Source organism: Mesorhizobium sp. BH1-1-4 (assembly GCF_020165665.1).
Taxonomy (GTDB): Bacteria; Pseudomonadota; Alphaproteobacteria; order Rhizobiales; family Rhizobiaceae; genus Mesorhizobium.
The window spans coordinates 1-19,460 of the sequence record NZ_JAIUIN010000017.1; the positions used below are offsets into that span (position 1 = coordinate 1).

A 19,460-nucleotide genomic window follows, 5' to 3' on the forward strand; every position below is an offset into this window, starting at 1 on the left:
CCGGTCCTCCCGGCGGACAAGAAAACTGTCACCCATGCAATCAGTCCATTCTGTTACCTATCTATCCGGTTCGGACACCGGACGTTTCTCCCCGTATATGACGGGGAGAAAGATTCCCTCGTCAATGGTTTCGCCAATCATCGACGTTGCAGAACGGTGCCGGCGTCGCGGACAGTTCCCTTCTCCCAGTCACTATACGGGGAGAAGGTGGCGGCAGCCGGATGAGGGGCAGCGCCGGGATCGACAATTTGCGTGGCTGACCGATCGCGTGGAACTCTACGGCTCCAACTCCACATCCCAGTAGAGATAATCCATCCAGCTTTCATGCAGATGGTTGGGCGGGAACAGGCGGCCGTTATTGTGCAGATCATGCACCGTCGGCTGGTAGGGCTTCTGCAGGGGAAACATCTTGGCATGCGCCGGCATCATGCCGCCTTTCCTCAGATTGCAAGGCGAACAGGCGGCGACGACATTCTCCCACGTCGTGGCACCGCCGCGATGGCGGGGGATGACGTGATCGAAGGTCAGATCCTCTGGCGTGCCGCAATACTGGCACTGGAAGCGGTCGCGCAGGAACACGTTGAAGCGGGTGAATGCCGGGTGCCTCGACGGCTTCACGTAGGCCTTCAGGCTGACCACGCTCGGCAGCTTCATCGAAAAGGTCGGCGAGGACACCGCATGCTCGTATTCGGCGACGATATTCACCCGGTCAAGAAAAACCGCCTTGATGGCGTCCTGCCAGGACCAGAGCGACAAGGGGTAATAGCTGAGCGGACGGTAATCCGCATTCAGCACCAGCGCTGGAAGCCCATCCGGAGATACGGCAACCGTCACCTTGTTGACCTCCTTGGTTCGCACACGCCCTCGAAAATCGAAATTTCGACTCTCGCAAAGGACCGCGTGCAGCTTCAAAAGCCCGACCGTTCGGCGCGGATACTGTAAGCCTGACATGACAGGGATGTGAAGCGGATTGTCACTCGCCCTAACTGCGAAAAACGCATGATTTTCATGCTTTTTTGCGGATTCAGGCTGGCGGCGTGGAGTCCCTGCCCCTGGTTTCGCGATAATAGGACCAGAAAAGCCGCGATGCGACACCTCGCCACGGGCTCCATGATTCGGCCAGGGCGATCAGTGTTTTCTCCGCTGGGCGCGGGTCGATACCGAGCGCATGGCCGACAGCGCTCTGCAGGGCGACGTCCCGCGCCGGGAAGATGTCGGGGTGTCCGGCGGCGAACAGTAGGTACACTTCCGCCGTCCAGGGACCGATGCCGGGCACCGCGGTCATTGCCGTGATCGCCTCCCCGGCGTCGAGCCAACAGAGGTGATGCAGGTCGAGCCCGTCGTCCACGGCCTGGGCGACCGCGATCAGGCCGCGCTGCTTGGGCCGCGACAGGCCGGCCTCGCGAAACATGTCCTCGCCGGCGGCAAGGATCGCCTGGGGTGTCAGCGGATCGACCAGTTTCGTCAGCCGGCCGAAAATGGCATCGGCGCTGGCGCGAGACACCTGCTGCGAGACGATGATCGAGGCCAGGCTTCTGAACCCGGGCTCCGAGAGCCGCAGCGGCACCTCGCCGGCCATGCCGCGCACCTTTTCCAGGCGGGGATCGATGAGGCAAAGCGCATCGAGCCCGCGCTCGACGTCGTCCAGTGTGGCGATGCGCTGCATGGTATCCTTGTCCGCGAATGTGCCGCAAAGTAGCAACCGCCAAAACCACAGCACAACCCGATTGCCGCCAGAGACATGACGCTCCTGACATTCCGCTTCGCGCCCAGCCCCAACGGCCAACTGCATCTTGGCCACGCCTATTCGGCGCTGCTCAACCAGAAGCTGGCAAAGGCGTCAGGCGGCCGCCTGCTGCTGCGCATCGAGGATATCGACATCACGCGCTGCACGCCGGAGTTCGAGGCGGGCATGCTCGCCTACCTGAAATGGCTCGGCCTGGCCTGGGAAGAGCCGGTGCGCCGGCAATCGGAGCATTTCGCGGAATACGGGACGGTGCTCGAGCGCCTGATCCGCGAGGAACTGGTCTATCCCGCCTTCATGAGCCGAGGCGAGATCAGGGCTTTTATAGCCGAGACCCAAACGCGCGGGCGCGACTGGCCGCGCGACCCCGACGGCGTGCCGCTCTATCCCCCGGCCGACAAGGCGCTGCCGACGAAGGAGCGCAAGCGGCGGATTGCCGGGAATGCGCCGTTCGCCTGGCGGCTGGACGTCGGCGCCGCCATGGCGCGTGCCGGCAAGGACCTCACATGGACCGAATTCACCGATGAGACGCTTTCCGCCACGCGCTCCATGGAGGCCCGTCCGCAGGACTGGGGCGACGTGATCGTGGCGCGGCGCGACATCCCGACCAGCTATCACCTCGCCGTCGTCATGGACGACGCGCTGCAAGGCGTCAGCCATGTCGTGCGTGGACAGGATCTGTTTTCCGCGACCGGCGTGCAGCGCCTGCTCCAAGACATTCTGGGTTTGCCGCGGCCCGCCTATTTCCATCATCGGCTGATCCTCGGGCCGGACGGACGAAAACTGTCGAAGAGCCTCGGGGATACCGGCCTCGCCGCCTTGCGTGACGCAGGGGCTTCGCCGGATGATGTCGAAAGGATGGTGGGGCTATAAGCGGTCAAGGTTCGTTGGGCCATTGTCGCGCACCGTGCTGAACGAAGAGAATCTCGATTTCCTTATCCCTGACGCGGTAAGCGACAATGTAGGGCGTGCTCGGGATGACCAGTTCGCGTGTACCATTGATTTCGCCGGTGCGGCCGATGAATGGATTCGCCGAAAGAAGGCGACTGGTTTTACCATGGATCTCCTTGACGATGCGGGCAGCGGCGCGTGGATTGTGTTCGCTGATGTAGTCGCCGATAGCTTCAAGCTCAGTCAGGTAGCGTCTGGTCCAGACAATGCGCATGATTGCCCGGCTTACGCCGTGCTGTATTTATTGAGGACCAAAGCAATCTCTTCCTCGGTGGCGAACTCGCCGCGATCGGCCTCTTCAAGCCCGGCCTGGACGCCCGAGATCCAATTTTCTTGCCATGCGAGCGAGCGTCCGCGCGCAAGCGCGTCCTCAATGATCTGGGCACGCGTTAGCGTCGACCGGGCCGTTAGCGCATCGATGCGCCGCAAGAGATCATCTGAAATGCCGTCGATCCTGTCCATATTGCTATTTTGCCACAGACACGGCCGCGTCGCCAAGAAAATACCGTCTGAGCATCCCGACAGGTTCATCGTCCCCATGACCCATGGATCAATCGTTTCGTTTTGCGCGGCGGGCTGAACGGGCCTAGAGCATCGCCACAGTCAATTCTCACCAGCGTGGCGGTCCCGGAACATGCACAGCCTCAAGCGGTTCATCCCCGCCACCTTCGTCGTCCTGTGGGCGACCGGCTTCATCGGCGCGCGCTATGCCATGCCATGGGCGGAACCATTCACCTTCCTCGCCGCGCGCTTCCTCATCGCCGCCGTGCTGCTGGCCCTGCTGACGCTTGTGCTGGGCTCTAAACGAGCCACTAGCAAGGAGGCGCTGCACGCCACCGGCGCCGGCGTGCTGATGCATGGCGTCTATCTCGGCGCCGTCTTCTGGGCCATTCATCGGGGCATGCCGGCCGGTTTTTCGGCCCTGATCGTCGGCCTGCAGCCGCTGATCACCGCGGTGCTTGCGGGCAAGTTTCTGGGCGAGGCCATCCTGCCGCGCCACTGGCTTGGCCTCGGCATCGGCCTGGTCGGCATCGTCATCGTGCTGTGGCCAAAACTCGGGGCGCTCGGCGGAGGCGTGACTGCGGCGACGCTGACCGCCTCGCTGGTTTCGGTGCTCGGCATGAGCGCCGGCACCATCTGGCAGAAGCGTTTTGCTTCCGGCGGCGACCTCGTCGCCGCGACCATGTGGCAATATGTCGGCGGCGCCTCGCTGATGATCCTGGCCGCGCTTGCCTTTGAAACGCACACCGTCGTCATCAATGGCGAACTGATCTTCGCCATGGCCTGGCTGGTGCTGGTGCTGTCGCTCGGCGCCATCTTCCTGTTGATGGTGATGATCCGCGACGGCGAGATGTCGAAAGTGGCCTCGCTGTTCTATCTGGTGCCCGCCGTCACCGCCCTCATCGCCTGGGCCCTGTTCAACGAACAGCTCAACGCCTTGCAGATCGTCGGCATGGCGATCACCACCTTCGGCGTCGGCCTGGCGACAGCGCGACAGGCCAAGGGGAGAACTCAGGAATTGAGGAATTGAGGAATTGCAGCCATCTGGTGCCGGCGTGCAATTCCTGATTTCTCCAGTTCTCCAGTTCTCCAATTCCTCAATTCGGCCGGTCATCCAACCCGCGCACGCGCCTCCAGATACCGGCTGATTGCGGCATTGAGCTCGCCGCCGAGGATGAAGATCGCCGAGACGATGTAGAGAAAGACCACCGCGATCATGATCGAGGCGAGGCCGGCATAGGTCGTCACATAGGACGAGAAATGGTCGAGATAGGTGGCAAACATCGTCGAGCCGATAAGCCATGCCGCCAGCGTGAAGATGATGCCCGGCACCAGCGAGACGAAACGGCGCTTGCCGGCCGGCAGCCAGTAATGGACGGCAAACAGGCCGCCGATGATGACGGTCGAGGCAATGACGTAGCGCCACAAAGTGATCGTGCCGGTATAGGGTTTGATCCACTCGAAATGGGCTTCCGCCAGCCGCGCCAGCAACGGCGCGAACACCAGGAGCACGCTGATCGCCAGAAACCCGGCGGTGGCGATCAGCACGAAAAAGATGCTCTGCACCCGGCGATAAATGATGCCGCGCGTCTCCGTGACCCGATAGGCACGGTTGAGCGATGTGCGCAGCGCCTCGATGCCGTTCGAGGCAAAGTAGGCGGCAAGCAGCACGCCGTAGGTCAACAGGTCGGTGCGCCTGACGGTCAGCACGTTGAGCACCTCATGCGCGATCGGCTTGGCGATCTGGTCCGGCCAGGTGTCGAAGACCAGATGCACGGCCGTGTCGGCGAAGGCCTGGGCGCCGAGGAAGCTGCCCAGCGTCGTGGCGAAGATCAGGAACGGAAACAGCGCCATCAGCGAGGTGATCGCCAGATGGCTGGCCATCGCCCAGCCGTCATCGGTGTTGAAATGGCCGAGCGCGTCGTAGAGCACGCGGCGCAGGGCGACAATATTCCGCAGCAAGAACGCGCGCTCCCCTTCGATTGTCTCGACGCCGCGAATATGGGAAGGGAATGCGGCAAATGGCAACCCTTCGTCAAACCACGAATTCGCAAGCAGCAGAGTTGCGCGCCATCATCGTCACCGGTGCTTCTTCCGGCATCGGCGCCTATTGCGCCCGTGCTTTGAAGGCCGAAGGCTGGCGGGTGTTCGCGACGGCGCGCAAGCCGCAAGACATTGCCGCGCTCGAAGCGGACGGCATCGAGGCTTTTTACCTTGACTATAGCGAACCGGATTCCATCGCCGCCCTGGTGGCGGCGGTGCTCGACCGCACCGGCGGCAGGCTCGACGCGCTGTTCAACAACGGTGCCTATGCGCAGGCCGGCGCCGTCGAGGATCTGTCCGTTGCGGCGCTCAAGGAGCAGTTCGAGGCCAATTTCTTCGGCTGGCACGACCTGACCCGCCGGCTGGTTCCGGTGATGCGCCGCCAGGGCCACGGCCGCCTCGTCCATTGCTCCTCGATCCTTGGCCTGGTGCCGGTGCGCTTTCGCGGCGCCTATTCGGCGTCCAAGCATGCGCTCGAAGCTCTGATGCTCTGCCAGCGCCAGGAACTGGCCGGCAGCGGCGTCCACGTTTCACTGATCGAGCCGGGGCCGGTAAAATCCAGGATCGCCAGCAACGGCCTGCCCTGGTTCCTGAAAAACATCGACATCGAGAATTCCGTGCACAGCGCCGATTATGCCGCGCAACTGGAGCGATTGCGCGCCGGCGGCAGCCAGTCGGCGCTGAAACCCGGGCCTGAGGTGGTCTACAAGGTTCTGCGCCATGCACTTCTGTCGCGGCGCCCGCGTCCACACTATGTGGTAACAGTGCCGGCCAGGATCGGCGCTGCGCTCAAACGCATCCTGCCGGCATCGATACTCTACCGCTTGATGGCCAAACGCGCCTGAACGCGAAAACAACTGGAAACGCAAAAATGGCAACCGTCTTCAACATCCTCGCCATTCTGGTTATGGCCGCCGTGGTGATCGTGCTGGTCCGGGGCCTCATCAACATGATGCGCGGCGGTTCGGGCGTCACCTCCAACAAGCTGATGCAGGCACGCGTCATGCTGCAGGCCGTGGCGCTGGTGCTGATCCTGCTGGCCGTGTATTTCACCCGCAAGTGAGGATGTCGGCAGCGGGGAGACGACGTGGTCAAGCTCAACAAGATCTACACCCGCACCGGCGATGACGGCACCACGGGCCTCGGTACGGGCGAGCGGCGGCTGAAATCCGACCTCAGGGTGAACGCCTACGGCACGGTCGACGAAGCCAATGCCTGTATCGGCCTGGCCCGGATCCACACGGCGGACGGCCATCCGGCGATCGACGCCATGCTGTCGCTCATCCAGAACGATCTCTTCGACCTCGGCGCCGATCTCGCCGTGCCCGATGACGGCAAGCCGCTCGGTTACGAGCCGCTGCGGATCACGCCGGCGCAGACCGACCGCGTCGAGAAGGACATCGACCTCGTCAACAAGGATCTGCGGCCGCTCAAATCCTTCGTGCTGAACGGTGGCACACCTGCCGCCGCCGCCCTGCATCTCGCCCGTACGGTGGCGCGGCGCGCCGAGCGGCTGATGGTCGCCCTGGCCCAGGAACCTACCGAACACGTCAACCGCGACGGGCTGAAATACATCAACCGCGTCTCGGATTTCCTGTTTGTCGCCGCCCGGGCGGTCAATGACAATGGAAATGCCGACGTGCTATGGGTGCCCGGCAAGAACCGCTGAACGAACCGGAAAGCGGAGGGGGCCAGCGACCGATGTTCATCCCGCTTTACGACACCAACAGGCTGCGCCACATCAGGCTGCAATATGTGACGATCGGCCTGATCGTCGCCAACGCCGTGGTCTATTGCGCAACAGCGCTCGGCGGCGAGAATTTTACCAACGCTGCCGTGCTCGGCCTCGGCTTCATCCCCTCCGTCGTTCACGACACGGCCGAACTCGACCCCCGCTTTGTCATCATCCCCGAGAGCCTGAGCTATCTCACCTATTCCTTCCTGCATGCCGATATTTTCCATCTCGGCGGCAACATGCTGTTCCTTTGGGTGTTCGGCGACAATGTCGAGGACGCGCTCGGTCACATCCGCTACCTGATCTTCTATCTGCTGTGCGCCATCGCCGGTGCCGCCTTCCAGGGGCTCGTCGCCTGGGATTCGCAAGTTCCGCTGATCGGCGCCTCAGGCGCCATTGCCGGCGTGGTCGTCGCCTACCTCATTCTCTATCCCAGGGTAAAGGTGTGGGTCCTTGCCTTTGCCCGCATCCCCTTGCGCATTCCGGCCTTCATCCCGCTCATCCTGTGGGTGGCGTTCCAGATCGTCATGTTCGCGGCCGGCGGCGAGGACCAGATTTCCTGGGCCTGCCACATCGGCGGCATCATCGCCGGCGCTATTCTGGTGCTGGTCCTGCGCAGCCGCGGCGTGCCGCTATTTGCCCCCGCCGACGAGGATACCGTGGCTCCCACACCGGACCAGCAGCCGGTTGCCGCTGAACCAGCCGCGTCCGAACCGTCGGCCACCACGACGCGCTGGGGCCGAGGAAACCCTTCTGGCCCAAACTGAACCGATTTGAGCCGCTTTCTGCGTATTGACGTCAAGGGTTGCCCCAACTACGGAAACGTCTCCGTCCGAGCCCGAGGCTGTTAAGGAGCGGTCCACGATGGGCAAAGGCCAGAATTTCCATCCTGCCAGAATTCCGTCTGGCCGGAATTCAGTCAGGAATGTCGGCTTTCGACAACTCAGAGCGGGCGCAGGCTGCTATAGCGCGCCCAACTAGCGTGAAGAGGTGACAGGCAAATGAAGATCCTTGTGCCCGTGAAGCGGGTTGTCGACGCGAACGTCAAGGTGCGCGTGAAGGCCGATGGTTCGGCGGTGGAGTTGGCCAACGTCAAGATGGCGATGAACCCGTTCGACGAGATCGCGGTCGAGGAAGCGATCCGGATCAAGGAAGCCGGCAAGGCCGAAGAGATCATCGTCGTGTCGATCGGTCCGCAGCAGGCACAGGAAACCCTGCGCACCGCGCTCGCCATGGGCGCCGACCGGGCCATCCTGGTCAAGACCGATGAACAGACCGAGCCGCTGGGCGTCGCCAAGGTGCTGAAGGGCGTCGTCGACGCCGAACAGCCTGGCCTCGTCATCCTCGGCAAGCAGGCGATCGACGACGACTCGAACCAGACCGGCCAGATGCTGGCCGCGCTGCTTGGCTGGGCGCAGGGCACCTTCGCGTCCAAGGTCGTGCTCGAGGGTGACCATGCCAAGGTGACGCGCGAAGTCGACGGCGGCTTGCAGACGGTGGACCTGAAGATGCCGGTGATCGTCACCGCCGACCTTCGCCTCAACCAGCCGCGCTATGCCTCGCTGCCCAACATCATGAAGGCCAAGAAGAAGCCGCTCGACGAGAAGACGCCCGCCGACTACGGCGCCGACGTCAAGCCGCGCCTGAAGGTCATCAAGACCGAGGAGCCGAGCGGCCGCAAGGCGGGAGTCAAGGTCAAGAGCGTCGCCGAACTGGTCGACAAGCTGAAGAACGAAGCCGGCGTCTTGTAAGCGATCGGGAAAGGAACAGACATATGGCAATTCTCCTCATCGCCGAACACGACAACGCCACCCTTTCCGACCAGACCGCCAAGGCGCTGTCGGCGGCGCTGCAGATCGGCTCGGACGTTCATGTGCTGGTGGCCGGCAAGGGCGCCAAGGCCGCCGCCGACGCCGCCGCCAAGCTGAAGGGCGTCGGCAAGGTGCTGCTCGCCGAGGCTGACGAACTGGCCGAGCGTCTCGCCGAGCCGACGGCGGCACTGGTCGTCTCGCTGGCCGGCGCCTACGACACCATCATCGCCCCGGCGACATCAGCCGGCAAGAACGTCGCGCCGCGCGTCGCGGCCCTGCTCGATGTCGCGCAGGTCTCCGAGATCATCGAAGTGGTGTCGCCTGACACCTTCAAGCGCCCGATCTATGCCGGCAACGCCATCCAGACCGTCCAGTCGACCGACACCAAGAAGGTGATCACCGTGCGCACGGCTTCCTTCCAGGCGGCGCCCGAGGGCGGCTCGGCCTCGGTCGAGACCGTCCAGGCGGCGGCCAATCCTGGCCTGTCCACCTTCGTCGAGAACAAGCTCTCGGAGACCGATCGTCCCGAACTGACCTCGGCCAAGATCATCATTTCGGGTGGCCGTGCACTTGGCTCTTCCGAAAAGTTCCAGGAGGTCATCCTGCCGGTCGCCGACAAGCTCGGTGCCGCGGTCGGCGCCTCGCGCGCCGCCGTCGATGCCGGCTATGCGCCGAACGACTGGCAGGTCGGCCAGACCGGCAAGGTCGTCGCTCCCGATCTCTACATCGCGGTCGGCATTTCCGGCGCCATCCAGCACCTTGCCGGCATGAAGGATTCCAAGGTCATCGTTGCCATCAACAAGGACGAGGAGGCACCAATCTTCCAGGTCGCCGACTACGGTCTCGTCGGCGATCTCTTCGTCATCCTGCCGGAGTTGCAGAAGGCGCTTTGACGCTTCCGCGCAAACCGTATTAAATTGCGAGGGGTGGGGTAGACGAAGTCGCCCCGCCCTTTTAGTTTGCACCGCACAATAAGCAGGCCACAAAAGGCTTAAAGCAATTCCAGCAGCAGTGCGCAGGGGTTTTTGCGCCGGGAATTGCAGGAAAACAAAAGAGATGGGGCGGTTCGCTTTTCCAGCGAAAAACGCTCCGGACGGGATCGGGTAATGAGCAAGATCGAGACGATCGGCATCATTGGTGCGGGCCAGATGGGCGGCGGCATCGCCCACGTCTCCGCGCTTTCGGGCTACAAGGTCCTGATCTACGATATATCGCCCGACCGCATCGAGAAGGGCATTGCCACCATCAGCGGCAACATGGCCCGTCAGGTGGGGTCCGGCAAGCTCGACGAGAAGCTGCGCAACCAGGCGATGGCACGCATTGCCTCCGCGCCCACGATGGCCGATCTGGCAGGCGCCGATCTGGTGATCGAGGCGGCGACCGAGGACGAGACCGTCAAGCGCAAGATCTACGCGCAGCTCTGTCCGCAGCTCAATCCCGAAGCCATACTGGCAACCAACACCTCGTCGATCTCGATCACGCGGCTCGCCGCGCAGACCGACCGGCCGGAGCGTTTCATCGGCATACATTTCATGAACCCGGTGCCGGTGATGAAGCTGGTCGAGCTGGTACGCGGCATCGCCACCGAGGATCAGACCTTCGAAGCCGCCAAGACCTATGTGAAGCAGCTCGACAAGACGATCACGGTCTCGGAGGATTTCCCGGCCTTCATCGTCAACCGCATCCTGCTGCCGATGATCAACGAGGCGATCTACACCCTCTATGAGGGGGTCGGCTCGGTGGATGCCATCGACACCGCCATGCGGCTTGGCGCCAACCATCCGATGGGGCCGCTGCAGCTTGCCGATTTCATCGGCCTCGACACCTGCCTGTCGATCATGCAGGTGCTGCATGACGGCCTGTCGGATTCGAAGTACCGTCCCTGCCCGCTGCTGGTCAAATATGTCGAGGCCGGCTGGCTCGGCCGCAAGACCGGGCGCGGCTTCTACGATTATCGCGGCGAACACCCCGTTCCAACGCGCTGACGGGGTCACGGCACAGGGTTCGGCGTTTCCGTCAGCCGATGAACCGTGCTGACGTGATTGCCCTCACGAGGCCGCCGCGAGCGGCTCCGGTGGCTCTGACCGGTCGTCGGCGATCCTGCCGGCCGGCGCCACGCAAACGCATCCGCGGCCGGCGGCCTTGGCCGCATAGCAGGCGGTGTCGGCCCTTGCGATGATCTCGTCGGCTTCGCCGCAATCGGCATTGATCGCCGCCAGTCCGATACTGGCGCCGATCACGTGCGTCCGGCCATCCCAGGTGAAGTTCAGGCCGGCTATCGCATCGATGATGGAGCGTGCCGCGATCCCGGCGCCGGCCGTCGAGCCGGACTTCAGGATGACCGCGAATTCGTCGCCGCCCAGACGCGCGACGATGTCTTCGGGACCAAGTACGCCGCGCACGGCCTCGGCGACCCGCTTCAGCAAGGCATCTCCGGCGGCGTGGCCGCCCGTGTCGTTGACCAGCTTGAAATGGTCGAGGTCGATGAACATGAACTGATGGCCGCCGCCTGCCGTCGTGCCGTCCTTGCGCGCCTGGCCGACAAGGTCCTCCATGATGCGGATGAAGCTCGAACGATTGGCCAGCCCGGTCAGCGCGTCATGCGCGGCGGCATGGGCGAGCTGCCGCTGCAGGGCGCGCGCATCGGTGAAGTCCTGAAACACGATGACCAGGCCGCAGAATTCGCCGCGCTCGTTCACGATCGGCGACACCACCTGGCGGATGCTGCAGCGCGTGTCGTCGCGCCGGATCAGCACCGCACGGCTGTTCTGGTCGGAGGGCGCCCCGGCGCCGATCGATGCGCGCGCCACGCCTATGCGCTGCCCCGTCTCCTCGTCGACAGCCCAATAGACATGACCGAGCGTCTTGCCGAGTGCCTCGTCGCCACAAACGCCGGTCAGCTTCTCGGCCACCGGATTCATGAAGGTGACGCGGTTCGCGGCATCGGTGCAGATGACGGCGTCGCCGATCGATTGCAGCGTCACCTTCAGCCGCTCCTTCTCGTCGGCCAGCAGCGCCGCCGAGACGGTGAGCCGTTCTTCGGCCTGCTTGCGTCGGGTGATGTCGGTCAAGCTGCCGATCGCTCTGATCAGCTGCCCATCCGCGTCACGCTCGATGGCCTTGCCGCGGTCGAGGATCCAGATCCAGCGGCCATCCTTGTGGCGCATCCTGAACTCGGCCTCGAAGAATTCCGTCTCGCCCTCGAGATGGGCGCGATCGGCCTCCGCGACGGCGGCGCGGTCGTCCGGATGGATCATCGTCAGCCAGCGGTCGGGGTCGCCATCCAGCTCGCCGTCCTCGAAACCGAGCATCTTGACCCAGGTGGAGGAATAGGTGGTGCCTCCCTTGCGTATGTCGAGGTCCCAGACACCCTGACCGGCGCCGGCCAGCGCGAAATTCCAACGCGTTTCGGCCTCGGCGATGCGTGCCTCGGCCTGCTTGCGCGCGTCGATATCCTCGATCTGCGAGACGAGATAGAGCGGGCGTCCGTTCTTCTCATCGCGAATGACGGAGCCGGCAAGTTGGGCCCAGACGGGTGTACCGTCCTTTTTGAGATAACGCTTCTCGAAATGGAAAGCATCGACGGTGCCGGCCTTCAGGCCGGCCATCGTTTCGCGTCCGATCTCCAGATCGTCGGGATACGTGATCTGGAAGAAGGTCAGCGCCTCTATCTCCTCGCGGCTGTAGCCGAGCATGGCGGCGAACGCCGGGTTTGTCTGCAGTATACGCCCGTCGAGGCTGACGATGGCGATGCCGATGGCCGAGTCCTCCATGACCCGGCGGAACCGCTGCTCGCTCTCGGCAACCAGCCGGCGGTCGCCGGGGATGCGCGCGATGAACAGGGCCGCGAGCACGAGCACGCCGGCTGTCAATGCGGACGACACCTGAAGGCAGAGCTTGAGCGCCTCGGCGCCAAAGTCCAGCCTCGGCAACATGACCGAGGCCGCCGCTACGGCAAGACCGGCCACGGCCAAGGCCAGCGCCGCATGTCTGTGAGGCCTGATGAGTGCTCGTAATCTCACGATTTATGCCACCCCCGTGGGCAATCGCTTTTTCCCGTTAAAACCCTGAAGGATCGATTTTAAGGAAAGGTTGCGCTCGAGGTACCGGCGATATGGGAAACCGGCAAACAATTGCCGGCATGATTAAGGATCAGTGTGCACGGCGTGCGATCCCGGCTAGCGCTACCAGCGCACGAAAAACCGCCCGCCGAGCGCGCCAAGCACAGCGAGTGCCGCGATGGCGATCGTGTACCAGGTGGCAACGAAAAGCGGCGAGTCGTCGAAGCAGTGCGCGGCATAGAAAGTCGCCGCCAGCCCGCCGGCAAGCAGCCCGGCGACCGTGCCGGCAAGCACCGGCCGTGTCGGCGCGCCATAACGCAGCATCCACAGGAAGATGGCCAGCGGGCCGATGCCGATCAGCGGGATGAACCCCATGCAGATCATCATGTTGGAGCCGACCATGCGCGTGCCCCACAGCGCCTGCGGCACCATGAACAGCTCAAGAGCCACCGCAACAGCCACCAGCAGGGGCGCCGCGGCCATCCAGGCCAAGGCCCGCGCCGTCGAGGCGCCAGGCGTCGACAGGACGCGTATAAAAGCGAAGGCGCTGGCGGCGAGCACTATGGTGAAAACGAACTTTGCGAGGAAGCGCATCGTATGCGCGGCCGCCATGAAATCGGGGCGCGGACCGATGGTCATCCAGAAGACCGCGGCAGCGACCACAACGGCCATACCAGCCGCCAGCCACCAGGCCGAACGCAGCGGCATCGCCTTGCTGCTGATATCGGCGTCGAGTGCCTTGATGAGATCTTCGGTTCTCATGTCACTGCCGTCCAAACCGCTTGGCTATCGCGGCAAGTCCGCGGTGCAGCGACACCCGCACCGCTGTTTCGCTGATGCCGAACTTGGCCGCCGTCTCCCCGATCGAGTGGCCCTCGACCGATATGGCCGAGACCACCGAACGCTGCGCCGGCGGCAAGGTGTCGAGCGCCCGGTTGACGTCGCGCTCGCTGACCGTCTCGGTCTCCGGCTCGGCGAAAGTCTCGGCGATGTCGTCGACATCGATCTCGATGCGCCGTCCGCGCCGCCGGAATGCGTCGATCAGCTTGAAACGGGCAATCGCATAGACCCAGGGCAACACCGGCGCGTCCTGGCGCCAGGTATGTCGTTTCACATGAATGGCCAGCAAGGTTTCCTGCACGACATCCTCGGGATCGACTCCGCCCTGCACGATCTTGCGCCGGACAAAGCCGCGGATCAGCGCGGCAATCCGGTGGAGAAAATCGGCATAGGCCTTTTCATCTCCCGCGATCGCGGCCCGCATCAGCCGGGAAAGCTCGGCCTCGTCCTTGCCGCTCACAAGAGTTCACTCCCCCGATCTTCGCGCCTCGGCACTGATTTGTTACGTGGCCGGCGAAATAATGTCCAAGCCAATCTACGGGCAAATCACGAAAGTTTTCGGGATGGGCCACGAAATTCCCTGACGGATCCTCTGGTCCCCATATCGGGCGATGCCATCGGCGTCCGACACGCGAAACCGTGATGGAGTCGAGCACCTTTCAATCTTGACTAACCCATTCATGAATTGCTACTCGGACGCACCCGCAGTGCGGGCAACCCGAGGAGTCCCTTATGAAATCCCCTTTTCTTGCCCTGGCCAGCGTAGCGGCGCTTGCAATCAGCCTCGCCGCCGGTCCGGCGACGGCCGAAGATGCCGGCATTATCGTCTATAACGCCCAGCATGAAAGCCTGGCCAAGGAATGGGCCGAGGGGTTCACCAAAGAAACCGGCATCAAGGTCACCTTGCGCAATGGCGGCGACAGCGACTTCTCCAACCAGATCGTCGCGGAAGGCGCCTCCTCGCCCGCCGACGTCTTCCTGACCGAGAATTCGCCGGCCATGGCGCTGGTCGAAGCCGCGGGCCTGTTCGCGCCGGTCGATGCCGGGACGCTGGCCCAGGTTCCGCAGGACTACCAGCCGTCGAGCGGCAAGTGGGTGGGCGTGGCCGCGCGCAGCACCGTCTTTGCCTACAACAAGGACAAGTTGAAGGAAGACCAGTTGCCCAAGTCGCTGCTCGACCTTGCCGATCCGAGCTGGAAGGGCCGCTGGGCCGCCTCGCCTTCGGGCGCCGATTTCCAGGCGATCGTCAGCGCCCTGCTGCAGCTCAAGGGCGAGGCCGCCACGGCCGACTGGTTGAAGGCGATGAAGGAAAACTTCACCGCCTACAAGGGCAACAGCACCGTCATGAAGGCGGTCAATGCCGGCGAGATCGAGGGCGGCGTGATCTACCACTATTACTATTTCGGCGATCAGGCCAAGACCGGCGAGAACTCCAAGAACGTGGCGCTGCATTATTTCAAGAACCAGGATCCGGGCGCCTTCGTATCGGTCTCCGGCGGTGGCGTGCTCGCCTCGAGCAAGCATCAGAAGGAGGCCCAGGCTTTCCTGAAATGGGTGACCGCCAAGGGTGGCCAGGACGTGCTGAAGGACGGAACCTCCTTCGAATACGCGGTCGGCAAGGATGCGCAGTCCAATTCGAAGCTGGTGCCGCTGGCCGATCTGCAGGCGCCGAAGGTTGACGCCGCGACGCTGAACTCCAAGAAGGTCACCGACCTGATGACGGCAGCTGGCTTGCTTTAGTTGGCTTTCGTCCTAATAAGGACACCGACCGTGCTCCCGCGGTAATCCCGCGGGAGCGTTTTGTTTTTGAGACCTGTCGATGACGACATGCTCCCTGTCCGGCCGCGATCGCGGCCGCTCGATTGCCGCCGCGGCGGCAGCAACGGCCTGGCGTCTCGTGTGATGCAGTCCGCGGTAGACTTTGCGCGCACGGACCTGTCGCCGAAAATACGCCGTCGGGCGCATCGTCGGGTCGCGCCGTGGATTGTCATCGCGGCCATGTCAGTCTCTCTGCTCGCCCTGGTGCCGCTCGCCTTCATCATCTGGATCGCGGTGCAGACCGGCTGGGAGACCGTCTCGGCCCTTGTCTTCCGGCCGCGCGTCGGCGAACTCCTGGTCAACACCGGACTGCTGGTGCTGCTTTCCGTCCCCATCGCAATCACCTTGTCGGTGACGCTGGCCTGGCTGACCGAGCGCAGCGACCTGCCCGGTGCCCGGCTCTGGGCCTGGCTCTGCGTGGCGCCGCTCGCCATTCCGGCTTTCGTGCATTCCTATGCCTGGATCACCCTGGTGCCGGGGCTGCACGGCCTCTGGGCCGGCGTACTGGTCTCCGTCATTGCCTATTTTCCTTTTCTCTATCTGCCGGTTTCGGCGGCACTTCGCCGTCTCGATCCAGCTCTCGAGGATGCCGCGGCCGCCCTTGGTCTTGGACCCTGGCGCGTGTTCTGGCGTGTCGTGTTGCCGCAGCTCAGGCTAGCGATATGCGGCGGCTCGTTGCTGGTCGGACTGCACCTGCTGGCCGAATATGGTCTCTACGTCTTCATCCGCTTCGACACCTTCACGACCGCGATCGTCGACCAGTTCCAGTCGACCTTCAACGGCCCGGCCGCCAACATGCTGGCCGGCGTGCTGGTGACATGCTGCTTCGTTCTTCTCGGCCTCGAAGTGCTGGTGCGCGGCGAGGAGCGTTATGCCCGCGTCGGCTCAGGCGCCGCGCGGTATCAGCGGCGGATCAGCCTCGGCCGCGCCACCCTGCCCAGCCTGCTGTTGCTTGTCGTCACCACGTTGCTGGCGCTTGGCGTTCCATTCGTGATCATCGGACGCTGGCTCGCCGCCGGCGGCGCCGATGTCTGGCGCTTCGACGAAATCGGACTGGCGCTAGGCCAGACGCTGTTCCTGTCGCTCGCCGGGGCGCTGCTTGCCACCGTCGCGGCGATGCCGATGGCCTGGATCTCGATCCGCGCGCCCGGACCGTTGCAGCGCCTGCTCGAGGGCTGCAACTATATCGTCGGCTCGCTGCCGGGTGTCGTCATCGCGCTGGCACTGGTCACCATCACCGTGCGCATCGCGCTGCCGCTCTACCAGACCCTGTTCACCATCCTTGTCGCTTATGCGCTGATGTTCCTGCCGCGTGCCCTGGTCAGCCTGCGCGCGTCCATCGCCCAGGCACCGGTCGAACTCGAACGCGCCGCGTCGAGCCTCGGCCGGCATCCCCTCAACGCGCTGTGGTCAACGACAATCCGCCTCTCGGCGCCGGGCGCGGCGGCCGGCATGGCGCTGGTGGCGCTGGGCATCATGAACGAATTGACCGCGACCCAGATGCTGGCGCCGAACGGCACCCGCACGCTGGCCATGGCATTCTGGTCCTACAGCGGCGAGATCGATTATGCCTCGGCGGCCCCTTACGCCTTCATCATGGTGGCGATGTCGCTGCCCCTGACCTGGCTGCTCTATGTCCAGTCGAAGCGGATGGCCGGACGATGAGCTTTTTGGAACTCGGCAATCTGCACAAGCATTATGGCCCGGTCGCGGCCCTTGCCGGCGTCGACCTGAACGTCGCCAGCGGCAGCCGCACGGCCATCGTTGGACCTTCCGGCTGCGGCAAGACGACCTTGCTGCGGCTGATCGCCGGCTTCGAGGCGCCGGACCAGGGCCGCATCGTGCTCGACGGGCAGGTGCTGGCCAATGGCGGCGCCGCTGTCCCGGCGCATCGCCGCGGCATCGGCGTGGTGGCGCAGGACGGCGCCCTGTTCCCGCATCTGACCATCTCGGACAATATCGGCTTCGGCATGGGACGGAACGACGACAAGCGCGCCGAGCGCATCGTCGAACTCGCCTATATCGTGGGCCTGGACAAGGCGATCCTGAAACGTCGTCCGCACGAACTGTCCGGCGGCCAGCAGCAGCGCGTGGCACTGGCCCGTGCCATGGCGATGAAGCCCAGGCTGATGCTGCTTGACGAGCCATTCTCGGCTCTCGACACCGGCCTGCGCGCCTCGATGCGCAAGGCTGTGGCCGAACTTCTGGAGGCGGCCGGCATCACCACCATCCTGGTGACGCACGACCAGGCCGAGGCATTGTCCTTCGCCAGCCAGGTGGCGGTGATGCGCGATGGAAGATTTTCCCAGGTCGGCACGCCGCGCGAACTTTATCTCAAGCCAAAGGACAGGATGATCGCCGAATTCCTCGGCGATGCCATCATCCTGCCGGCGAGCATTTCGGGCGGCTTCGCCAACTCGCCGCTCGGCCGCATCGCCGTCGACACGGCCGACAGCCGCGATATCGCCCGCATCATGCTGCGGCCGGAGCAGATCGGGCTCAAACGCACCTCGCGCGAGGGCATGTCCGGCACGCCCGACATGTTGTTCGGCGAGGTAACGGAATGCGAATTCGCCGGCTCGACATGCACGATCGCGGTGCGGCTTCTGAACAATGCCGATCCGCCGGACGCCGCCGCGATCGGCGGCACGCCGCTGATCCTGCGCAAATCCGGCATGGACGCGCCGGCTGTCGGCGAAATCGTGCGGCTGACCGTGTCGGGCAAGGCGCACGTCTTCGCCTGAATATCTGACGGTGCCGCACCCGGCCTGCGATGGCGAGACGCGTTTTTCGGATTCGGCCGCGTAGAGCGGCCACTGCTCAACGAGGCTAGCTAGAAAATCAAAGCGCCGGCTCGGGCATTGAAGCCTTGAACACATCGAGACGGGTACCCGTCTCCGACGAGAAGAAGTGCATGTCGTCTGGCGAGATCTTCAGGCCGACGGTGCTGCCCGGCTCGGGGTGCACGGCCTCCGAGGTCATCACCGAGAACGGCGCGCCGTCGAGGTCGACATAGATCACCCGCCCCGCGCCCAGTTCCTCGACCAGATCGACAGAGGCATCGAGCGCGCCCGGCGTTCCCGGTGCCACCAGCCGGACGGCTTCCGGCCTGATGCCCATCGCAACCTTGGTGCCGACCGGCAGGCCGGCACGAGCCATCGCCAGGCGCCGGCTGCCGCCGAGCAGCGACAGCCCGTCGAGTTCGACAGTGCCTTCAAGGATGTTCATCGCCGGCGCGCCGACGAAGGTGGCGACGAAGCGGCTGGCCGGGCGGGTGTAGATCTCGCCTGGCGTGCCGACTTGTTCGACGCGTCCGCCATTCATCACCACCAGCCGGTCGGCGAGCGTCATCGCCTCGACCTGGTCATGGGTGACGAAGACGGAGGTTGCGTTCAGCCGGCGATGCAGCTTGCGGATCTCCGAGCGCATCTGCACGCGCAGCTTGGCGTCGAGATTGGACAGCGGCTCGTCGAACAGGAAGACTTTCGGCTCGCGGATCATGGCGCGGCCCATGGCGACGCGCTGCCGCTGGCCACCGGAAAGCGCCATCGGCTTGCGGTCGAGCAGATGCTCGAGCTCCAGCGTGCGGGCCACCGCCTGGATGCGCTGGTTGCGCTCCGCCGAGGGTACGCCTGATACCTTCAGTGAATAGCCGATGTTCTGCGCCACGCTCATATGCGGATAGAGCGCGTAGTTCTGGAACACCATGGCGCAGCCGCGCTCGCGCGGCTCGAGCTTGTTGACGACGGTGCCGTCGATGGCGATCGTGCCGTCGGAAATCTCCTCCAGCCCGGCGATCATGCGCAGCAAGGTGGACTTGCCGCAGCCGGACGGCCCCAGGATGACGACGAATTCGCCCGAGGCGAAGTCGAGATCGACACCATGCACGACCTGCGTCTTGGCGTAGTTCTTCTTGACGCCGCGTATTGTTATGGAGGCCATTTTTTCTGTCTCCC

21 protein-coding genes are annotated in these 19,460 nt (G+C 64.1%); 12 read left to right on the forward strand and 9 right to left on the reverse strand.

What is annotated here, in order from left to right; translation table 11 throughout:
- Positions 1 to 276 precede the first annotated feature (276 nt).
- Together LB569_RS23215 and LB569_RS23220 are read right to left on the reverse strand one after the other, a co-directional pair.
- Complete coding sequence (locus LB569_RS23215; RefSeq protein WP_027031236.1) at positions 277 to 834, reverse strand: HNH endonuclease; 558 nt, start codon at positions 832 to 834, stop codon at positions 277 to 279.
- 190 nt (positions 835 to 1,024) lie between these two features.
- Positions 1,025 to 1,666, reverse strand: coding sequence for a DNA-3-methyladenine glycosylase family protein (locus LB569_RS23220; RefSeq protein ID WP_224694248.1), 642 nt, complete (start codon positions 1,664 to 1,666; stop codon positions 1,025 to 1,027).
- 75 nt (positions 1,667 to 1,741) lie between these two features.
- Here LB569_RS23220 and gluQRS point away from each other — a divergent pair, with 75 nt between their 5' ends.
- On the forward strand, positions 1,742 to 2,617 hold the full coding sequence (gene gluQRS, locus LB569_RS23225; protein ID WP_224694249.1) for a tRNA glutamyl-Q(34) synthetase GluQRS: 876 nt from the start codon (positions 1,742 to 1,744) through the stop codon (positions 2,615 to 2,617).
- Positions 2,618 to 2,621: 4 nt separating this feature from the next.
- On the opposite strand, the gene LB569_RS23230 is transcribed toward gluQRS, so the two are convergent.
- Both LB569_RS23230 and LB569_RS23235 read right to left on the reverse strand, forming a co-directional pair.
- Positions 2,622 to 2,909 (reverse strand): type II toxin-antitoxin system RelE/ParE family toxin, encoded by a 288-nt coding sequence (locus LB569_RS23230; protein ID WP_140710057.1) that lies wholly within the window; start codon positions 2,907 to 2,909, stop codon positions 2,622 to 2,624.
- Positions 2,910 to 2,920: 11 nt separating this feature from the next.
- The gene (locus tag LB569_RS23235) at positions 2,921 to 3,157 is read right to left on the reverse strand and encodes a CopG family ribbon-helix-helix protein (protein WP_140710055.1); all 237 of its coding nucleotides are present in this window, start codon (positions 3,155 to 3,157) and stop codon (positions 2,921 to 2,923) included.
- A gap of 172 nt (positions 3,158 to 3,329) precedes the next feature.
- Between LB569_RS23235 and LB569_RS23240 the strand changes: the two genes are divergently transcribed.
- On the forward strand, positions 3,330 to 4,226 hold the full coding sequence (locus tag LB569_RS23240; protein WP_224694250.1) for a DMT family transporter: 897 nt from the start codon (positions 3,330 to 3,332) through the stop codon (positions 4,224 to 4,226).
- 80 nt (positions 4,227 to 4,306) lie between these two features.
- Here LB569_RS23240 and LB569_RS23245 read toward each other — a convergent pair whose 3' ends face one another.
- Positions 4,307 to 5,158: a YihY/virulence factor BrkB family protein gene (locus LB569_RS23245; protein WP_027031240.1), complete on the reverse strand. Its 852-nt coding sequence runs from the start codon at positions 5,156 to 5,158 to the stop codon at positions 4,307 to 4,309.
- Positions 5,159 to 5,217: 59 nt separating this feature from the next.
- On the opposite strand from LB569_RS23245, the gene LB569_RS23250 reads away from it, so the two are divergent.
- The 7 genes from LB569_RS23250 to LB569_RS23280 all read left to right on the forward strand — a co-directional run bounded on the left by LB569_RS23250 (position 5,218) and on the right by LB569_RS23280 (position 10,770).
- On the forward strand, positions 5,218 to 6,084 hold the full coding sequence (locus LB569_RS23250) for an SDR family oxidoreductase (protein ID WP_224540502.1): 867 nt from the start codon (positions 5,218 to 5,220) through the stop codon (positions 6,082 to 6,084).
- A gap of 26 nt (positions 6,085 to 6,110) precedes the next feature.
- Positions 6,111 to 6,302 carry a twin transmembrane helix small protein gene (locus LB569_RS23255; RefSeq protein WP_224540500.1) on the forward strand — a complete coding sequence of 64 codons (192 nt, stop codon included), beginning with the start codon at positions 6,111 to 6,113 and terminating at the stop codon, positions 6,300 to 6,302.
- Positions 6,303 to 6,326: 24 nt separating this feature from the next.
- On the forward strand, positions 6,327 to 6,908 hold the full coding sequence (locus tag LB569_RS23260) for a cob(I)yrinic acid a,c-diamide adenosyltransferase (protein WP_224694251.1): 582 nt from the start codon (positions 6,327 to 6,329) through the stop codon (positions 6,906 to 6,908).
- 32 nt (positions 6,909 to 6,940) lie between these two features.
- Positions 6,941 to 7,741 (forward strand): rhomboid family intramembrane serine protease, encoded by an 801-nt coding sequence (locus LB569_RS23265; RefSeq protein ID WP_224694252.1) that lies wholly within the window; start codon positions 6,941 to 6,943, stop codon positions 7,739 to 7,741.
- A 234-nt stretch (positions 7,742 to 7,975) separates the two neighbouring features.
- Positions 7,976 to 8,725 carry an electron transfer flavoprotein subunit beta/FixA family protein gene (locus LB569_RS23270; RefSeq protein WP_140708491.1) on the forward strand — a complete coding sequence of 250 codons (750 nt, stop codon included), beginning with the start codon at positions 7,976 to 7,978 and terminating at the stop codon, positions 8,723 to 8,725.
- A gap of 23 nt (positions 8,726 to 8,748) precedes the next feature.
- Positions 8,749 to 9,678 (forward strand): electron transfer flavoprotein subunit alpha/FixB family protein, encoded by a 930-nt coding sequence (locus LB569_RS23275; protein WP_224694253.1) that lies wholly within the window; start codon positions 8,749 to 8,751, stop codon positions 9,676 to 9,678.
- 213 nt (positions 9,679 to 9,891) lie between these two features.
- Positions 9,892 to 10,770, forward strand: a complete 879-nt coding sequence (locus LB569_RS23280; protein ID WP_140708488.1) for a 3-hydroxybutyryl-CoA dehydrogenase — start codon at positions 9,892 to 9,894, stop codon at positions 10,768 to 10,770.
- Between the two features lie 63 nt (positions 10,771 to 10,833).
- Here the strand turns inward: LB569_RS23280 and LB569_RS23285 are convergent, their stop codons facing one another.
- The 3 genes from LB569_RS23285 to LB569_RS23295 all read right to left on the reverse strand — a co-directional run bounded on the left by LB569_RS23285 (position 10,834) and on the right by LB569_RS23295 (position 14,146).
- Positions 10,834 to 12,753: a PAS domain S-box protein gene (locus tag LB569_RS23285; protein WP_224694326.1), complete on the reverse strand. Its 1,920-nt coding sequence runs from the start codon at positions 12,751 to 12,753 to the stop codon at positions 10,834 to 10,836.
- A 216-nt stretch (positions 12,754 to 12,969) separates the two neighbouring features.
- Entirely contained in the window at positions 12,970 to 13,608 is a 639-nt protein-coding gene (locus LB569_RS23290) for an NrsF family protein (protein WP_224694254.1), read from the reverse strand.
- 1 nt (position 13,609) lies between these two features.
- Positions 13,610 to 14,146 (reverse strand): sigma-70 family RNA polymerase sigma factor, encoded by a 537-nt coding sequence (locus LB569_RS23295; RefSeq protein ID WP_224694255.1) that lies wholly within the window; start codon positions 14,144 to 14,146, stop codon positions 13,610 to 13,612.
- Between the two features lie 272 nt (positions 14,147 to 14,418).
- Here LB569_RS23295 and LB569_RS23300 point away from each other — a divergent pair, with 272 nt between their 5' ends.
- From LB569_RS23300 to LB569_RS23310, 3 genes are all read left to right on the forward strand, one after another.
- Positions 14,419 to 15,426, forward strand: coding sequence for an iron ABC transporter substrate-binding protein (locus LB569_RS23300; protein ID WP_224694256.1), 1,008 nt, complete (start codon positions 14,419 to 14,421; stop codon positions 15,424 to 15,426).
- A 162-nt stretch (positions 15,427 to 15,588) separates the two neighbouring features.
- Positions 15,589 to 17,169, forward strand: a complete 1,581-nt coding sequence (locus LB569_RS23305; protein ID WP_224694257.1) for an ABC transporter permease — start codon at positions 15,589 to 15,591, stop codon at positions 17,167 to 17,169.
- Positions 17,166 to 18,248: an ABC transporter ATP-binding protein gene (locus LB569_RS23310; protein ID WP_140708478.1), complete on the forward strand. Its 1,083-nt coding sequence runs from the start codon at positions 17,166 to 17,168 to the stop codon at positions 18,246 to 18,248. Before LB569_RS23305 ends, LB569_RS23310 begins: the two co-directional genes overlap by 4 nt.
- A gap of 97 nt (positions 18,249 to 18,345) precedes the next feature.
- Here LB569_RS23310 and LB569_RS23315 read toward each other — a convergent pair whose 3' ends face one another.
- Positions 18,346 to 19,446 carry a sn-glycerol-3-phosphate import ATP-binding protein UgpC gene (locus tag LB569_RS23315; protein ID WP_224694258.1) on the reverse strand — a complete coding sequence of 367 codons (1,101 nt, stop codon included), beginning with the start codon at positions 19,444 to 19,446 and terminating at the stop codon, positions 18,346 to 18,348.
- Positions 19,447 to 19,460 lie beyond the last annotated feature (14 nt).

Excerpts from the sequence above, each read along its gene's own strand:
- LB569_RS23220 (WP_224694248.1), bottom strand. The coding sequence starts at position 1,666 with ATGCAGCGCATCGCCACACTGGACGACGTCGAGCGCGGGCTCGATGCG.
- gluQRS (WP_224694249.1), top strand. The coding sequence starts at position 1,742 with ATGACGCTCCTGACATTCCGCTTCGCGCCCAGCCCCAACGGCCAACTG.
- LB569_RS23230 (WP_140710057.1), bottom strand. The coding sequence starts at position 2,909 with ATGCGCATTGTCTGGACCAGACGCTACCTGACTGAGCTTGAAGCTATC.
- LB569_RS23235 (WP_140710055.1), bottom strand. The coding sequence starts at position 3,157 with ATGGACAGGATCGACGGCATTTCAGATGATCTCTTGCGGCGCATCGAT.
- LB569_RS23240 (WP_224694250.1), top strand. The coding sequence starts at position 3,330 with ATGCACAGCCTCAAGCGGTTCATCCCCGCCACCTTCGTCGTCCTGTGG.
- LB569_RS23250 (WP_224540502.1), top strand. The coding sequence starts at position 5,218 with ATGGCAACCCTTCGTCAAACCACGAATTCGCAAGCAGCAGAGTTGCGC.
- LB569_RS23255 (WP_224540500.1), top strand. The coding sequence starts at position 6,111 with ATGGCAACCGTCTTCAACATCCTCGCCATTCTGGTTATGGCCGCCGTG.
- LB569_RS23265 (WP_224694252.1), top strand. The coding sequence starts at position 6,941 with ATGTTCATCCCGCTTTACGACACCAACAGGCTGCGCCACATCAGGCTG.
- LB569_RS23270 (WP_140708491.1), top strand. The coding sequence starts at position 7,976 with ATGAAGATCCTTGTGCCCGTGAAGCGGGTTGTCGACGCGAACGTCAAG.
- LB569_RS23275 (WP_224694253.1), top strand. The coding sequence starts at position 8,749 with ATGGCAATTCTCCTCATCGCCGAACACGACAACGCCACCCTTTCCGAC.
- LB569_RS23280 (WP_140708488.1), top strand. The coding sequence starts at position 9,892 with ATGAGCAAGATCGAGACGATCGGCATCATTGGTGCGGGCCAGATGGGC.
- LB569_RS23290 (WP_224694254.1), bottom strand. The coding sequence starts at position 13,608 with ATGAGAACCGAAGATCTCATCAAGGCACTCGACGCCGATATCAGCAGC.
- LB569_RS23300 (WP_224694256.1), top strand. The coding sequence starts at position 14,419 with ATGAAATCCCCTTTTCTTGCCCTGGCCAGCGTAGCGGCGCTTGCAATC.
- LB569_RS23305 (WP_224694257.1), top strand. The coding sequence starts at position 15,589 with ATGCAGTCCGCGGTAGACTTTGCGCGCACGGACCTGTCGCCGAAAATA.
- LB569_RS23310 (WP_140708478.1), top strand. The coding sequence starts at position 17,166 with ATGAGCTTTTTGGAACTCGGCAATCTGCACAAGCATTATGGCCCGGTC.
- LB569_RS23315 (WP_224694258.1), bottom strand. The coding sequence starts at position 19,446 with ATGGCCTCCATAACAATACGCGGCGTCAAGAAGAACTACGCCAAGACG.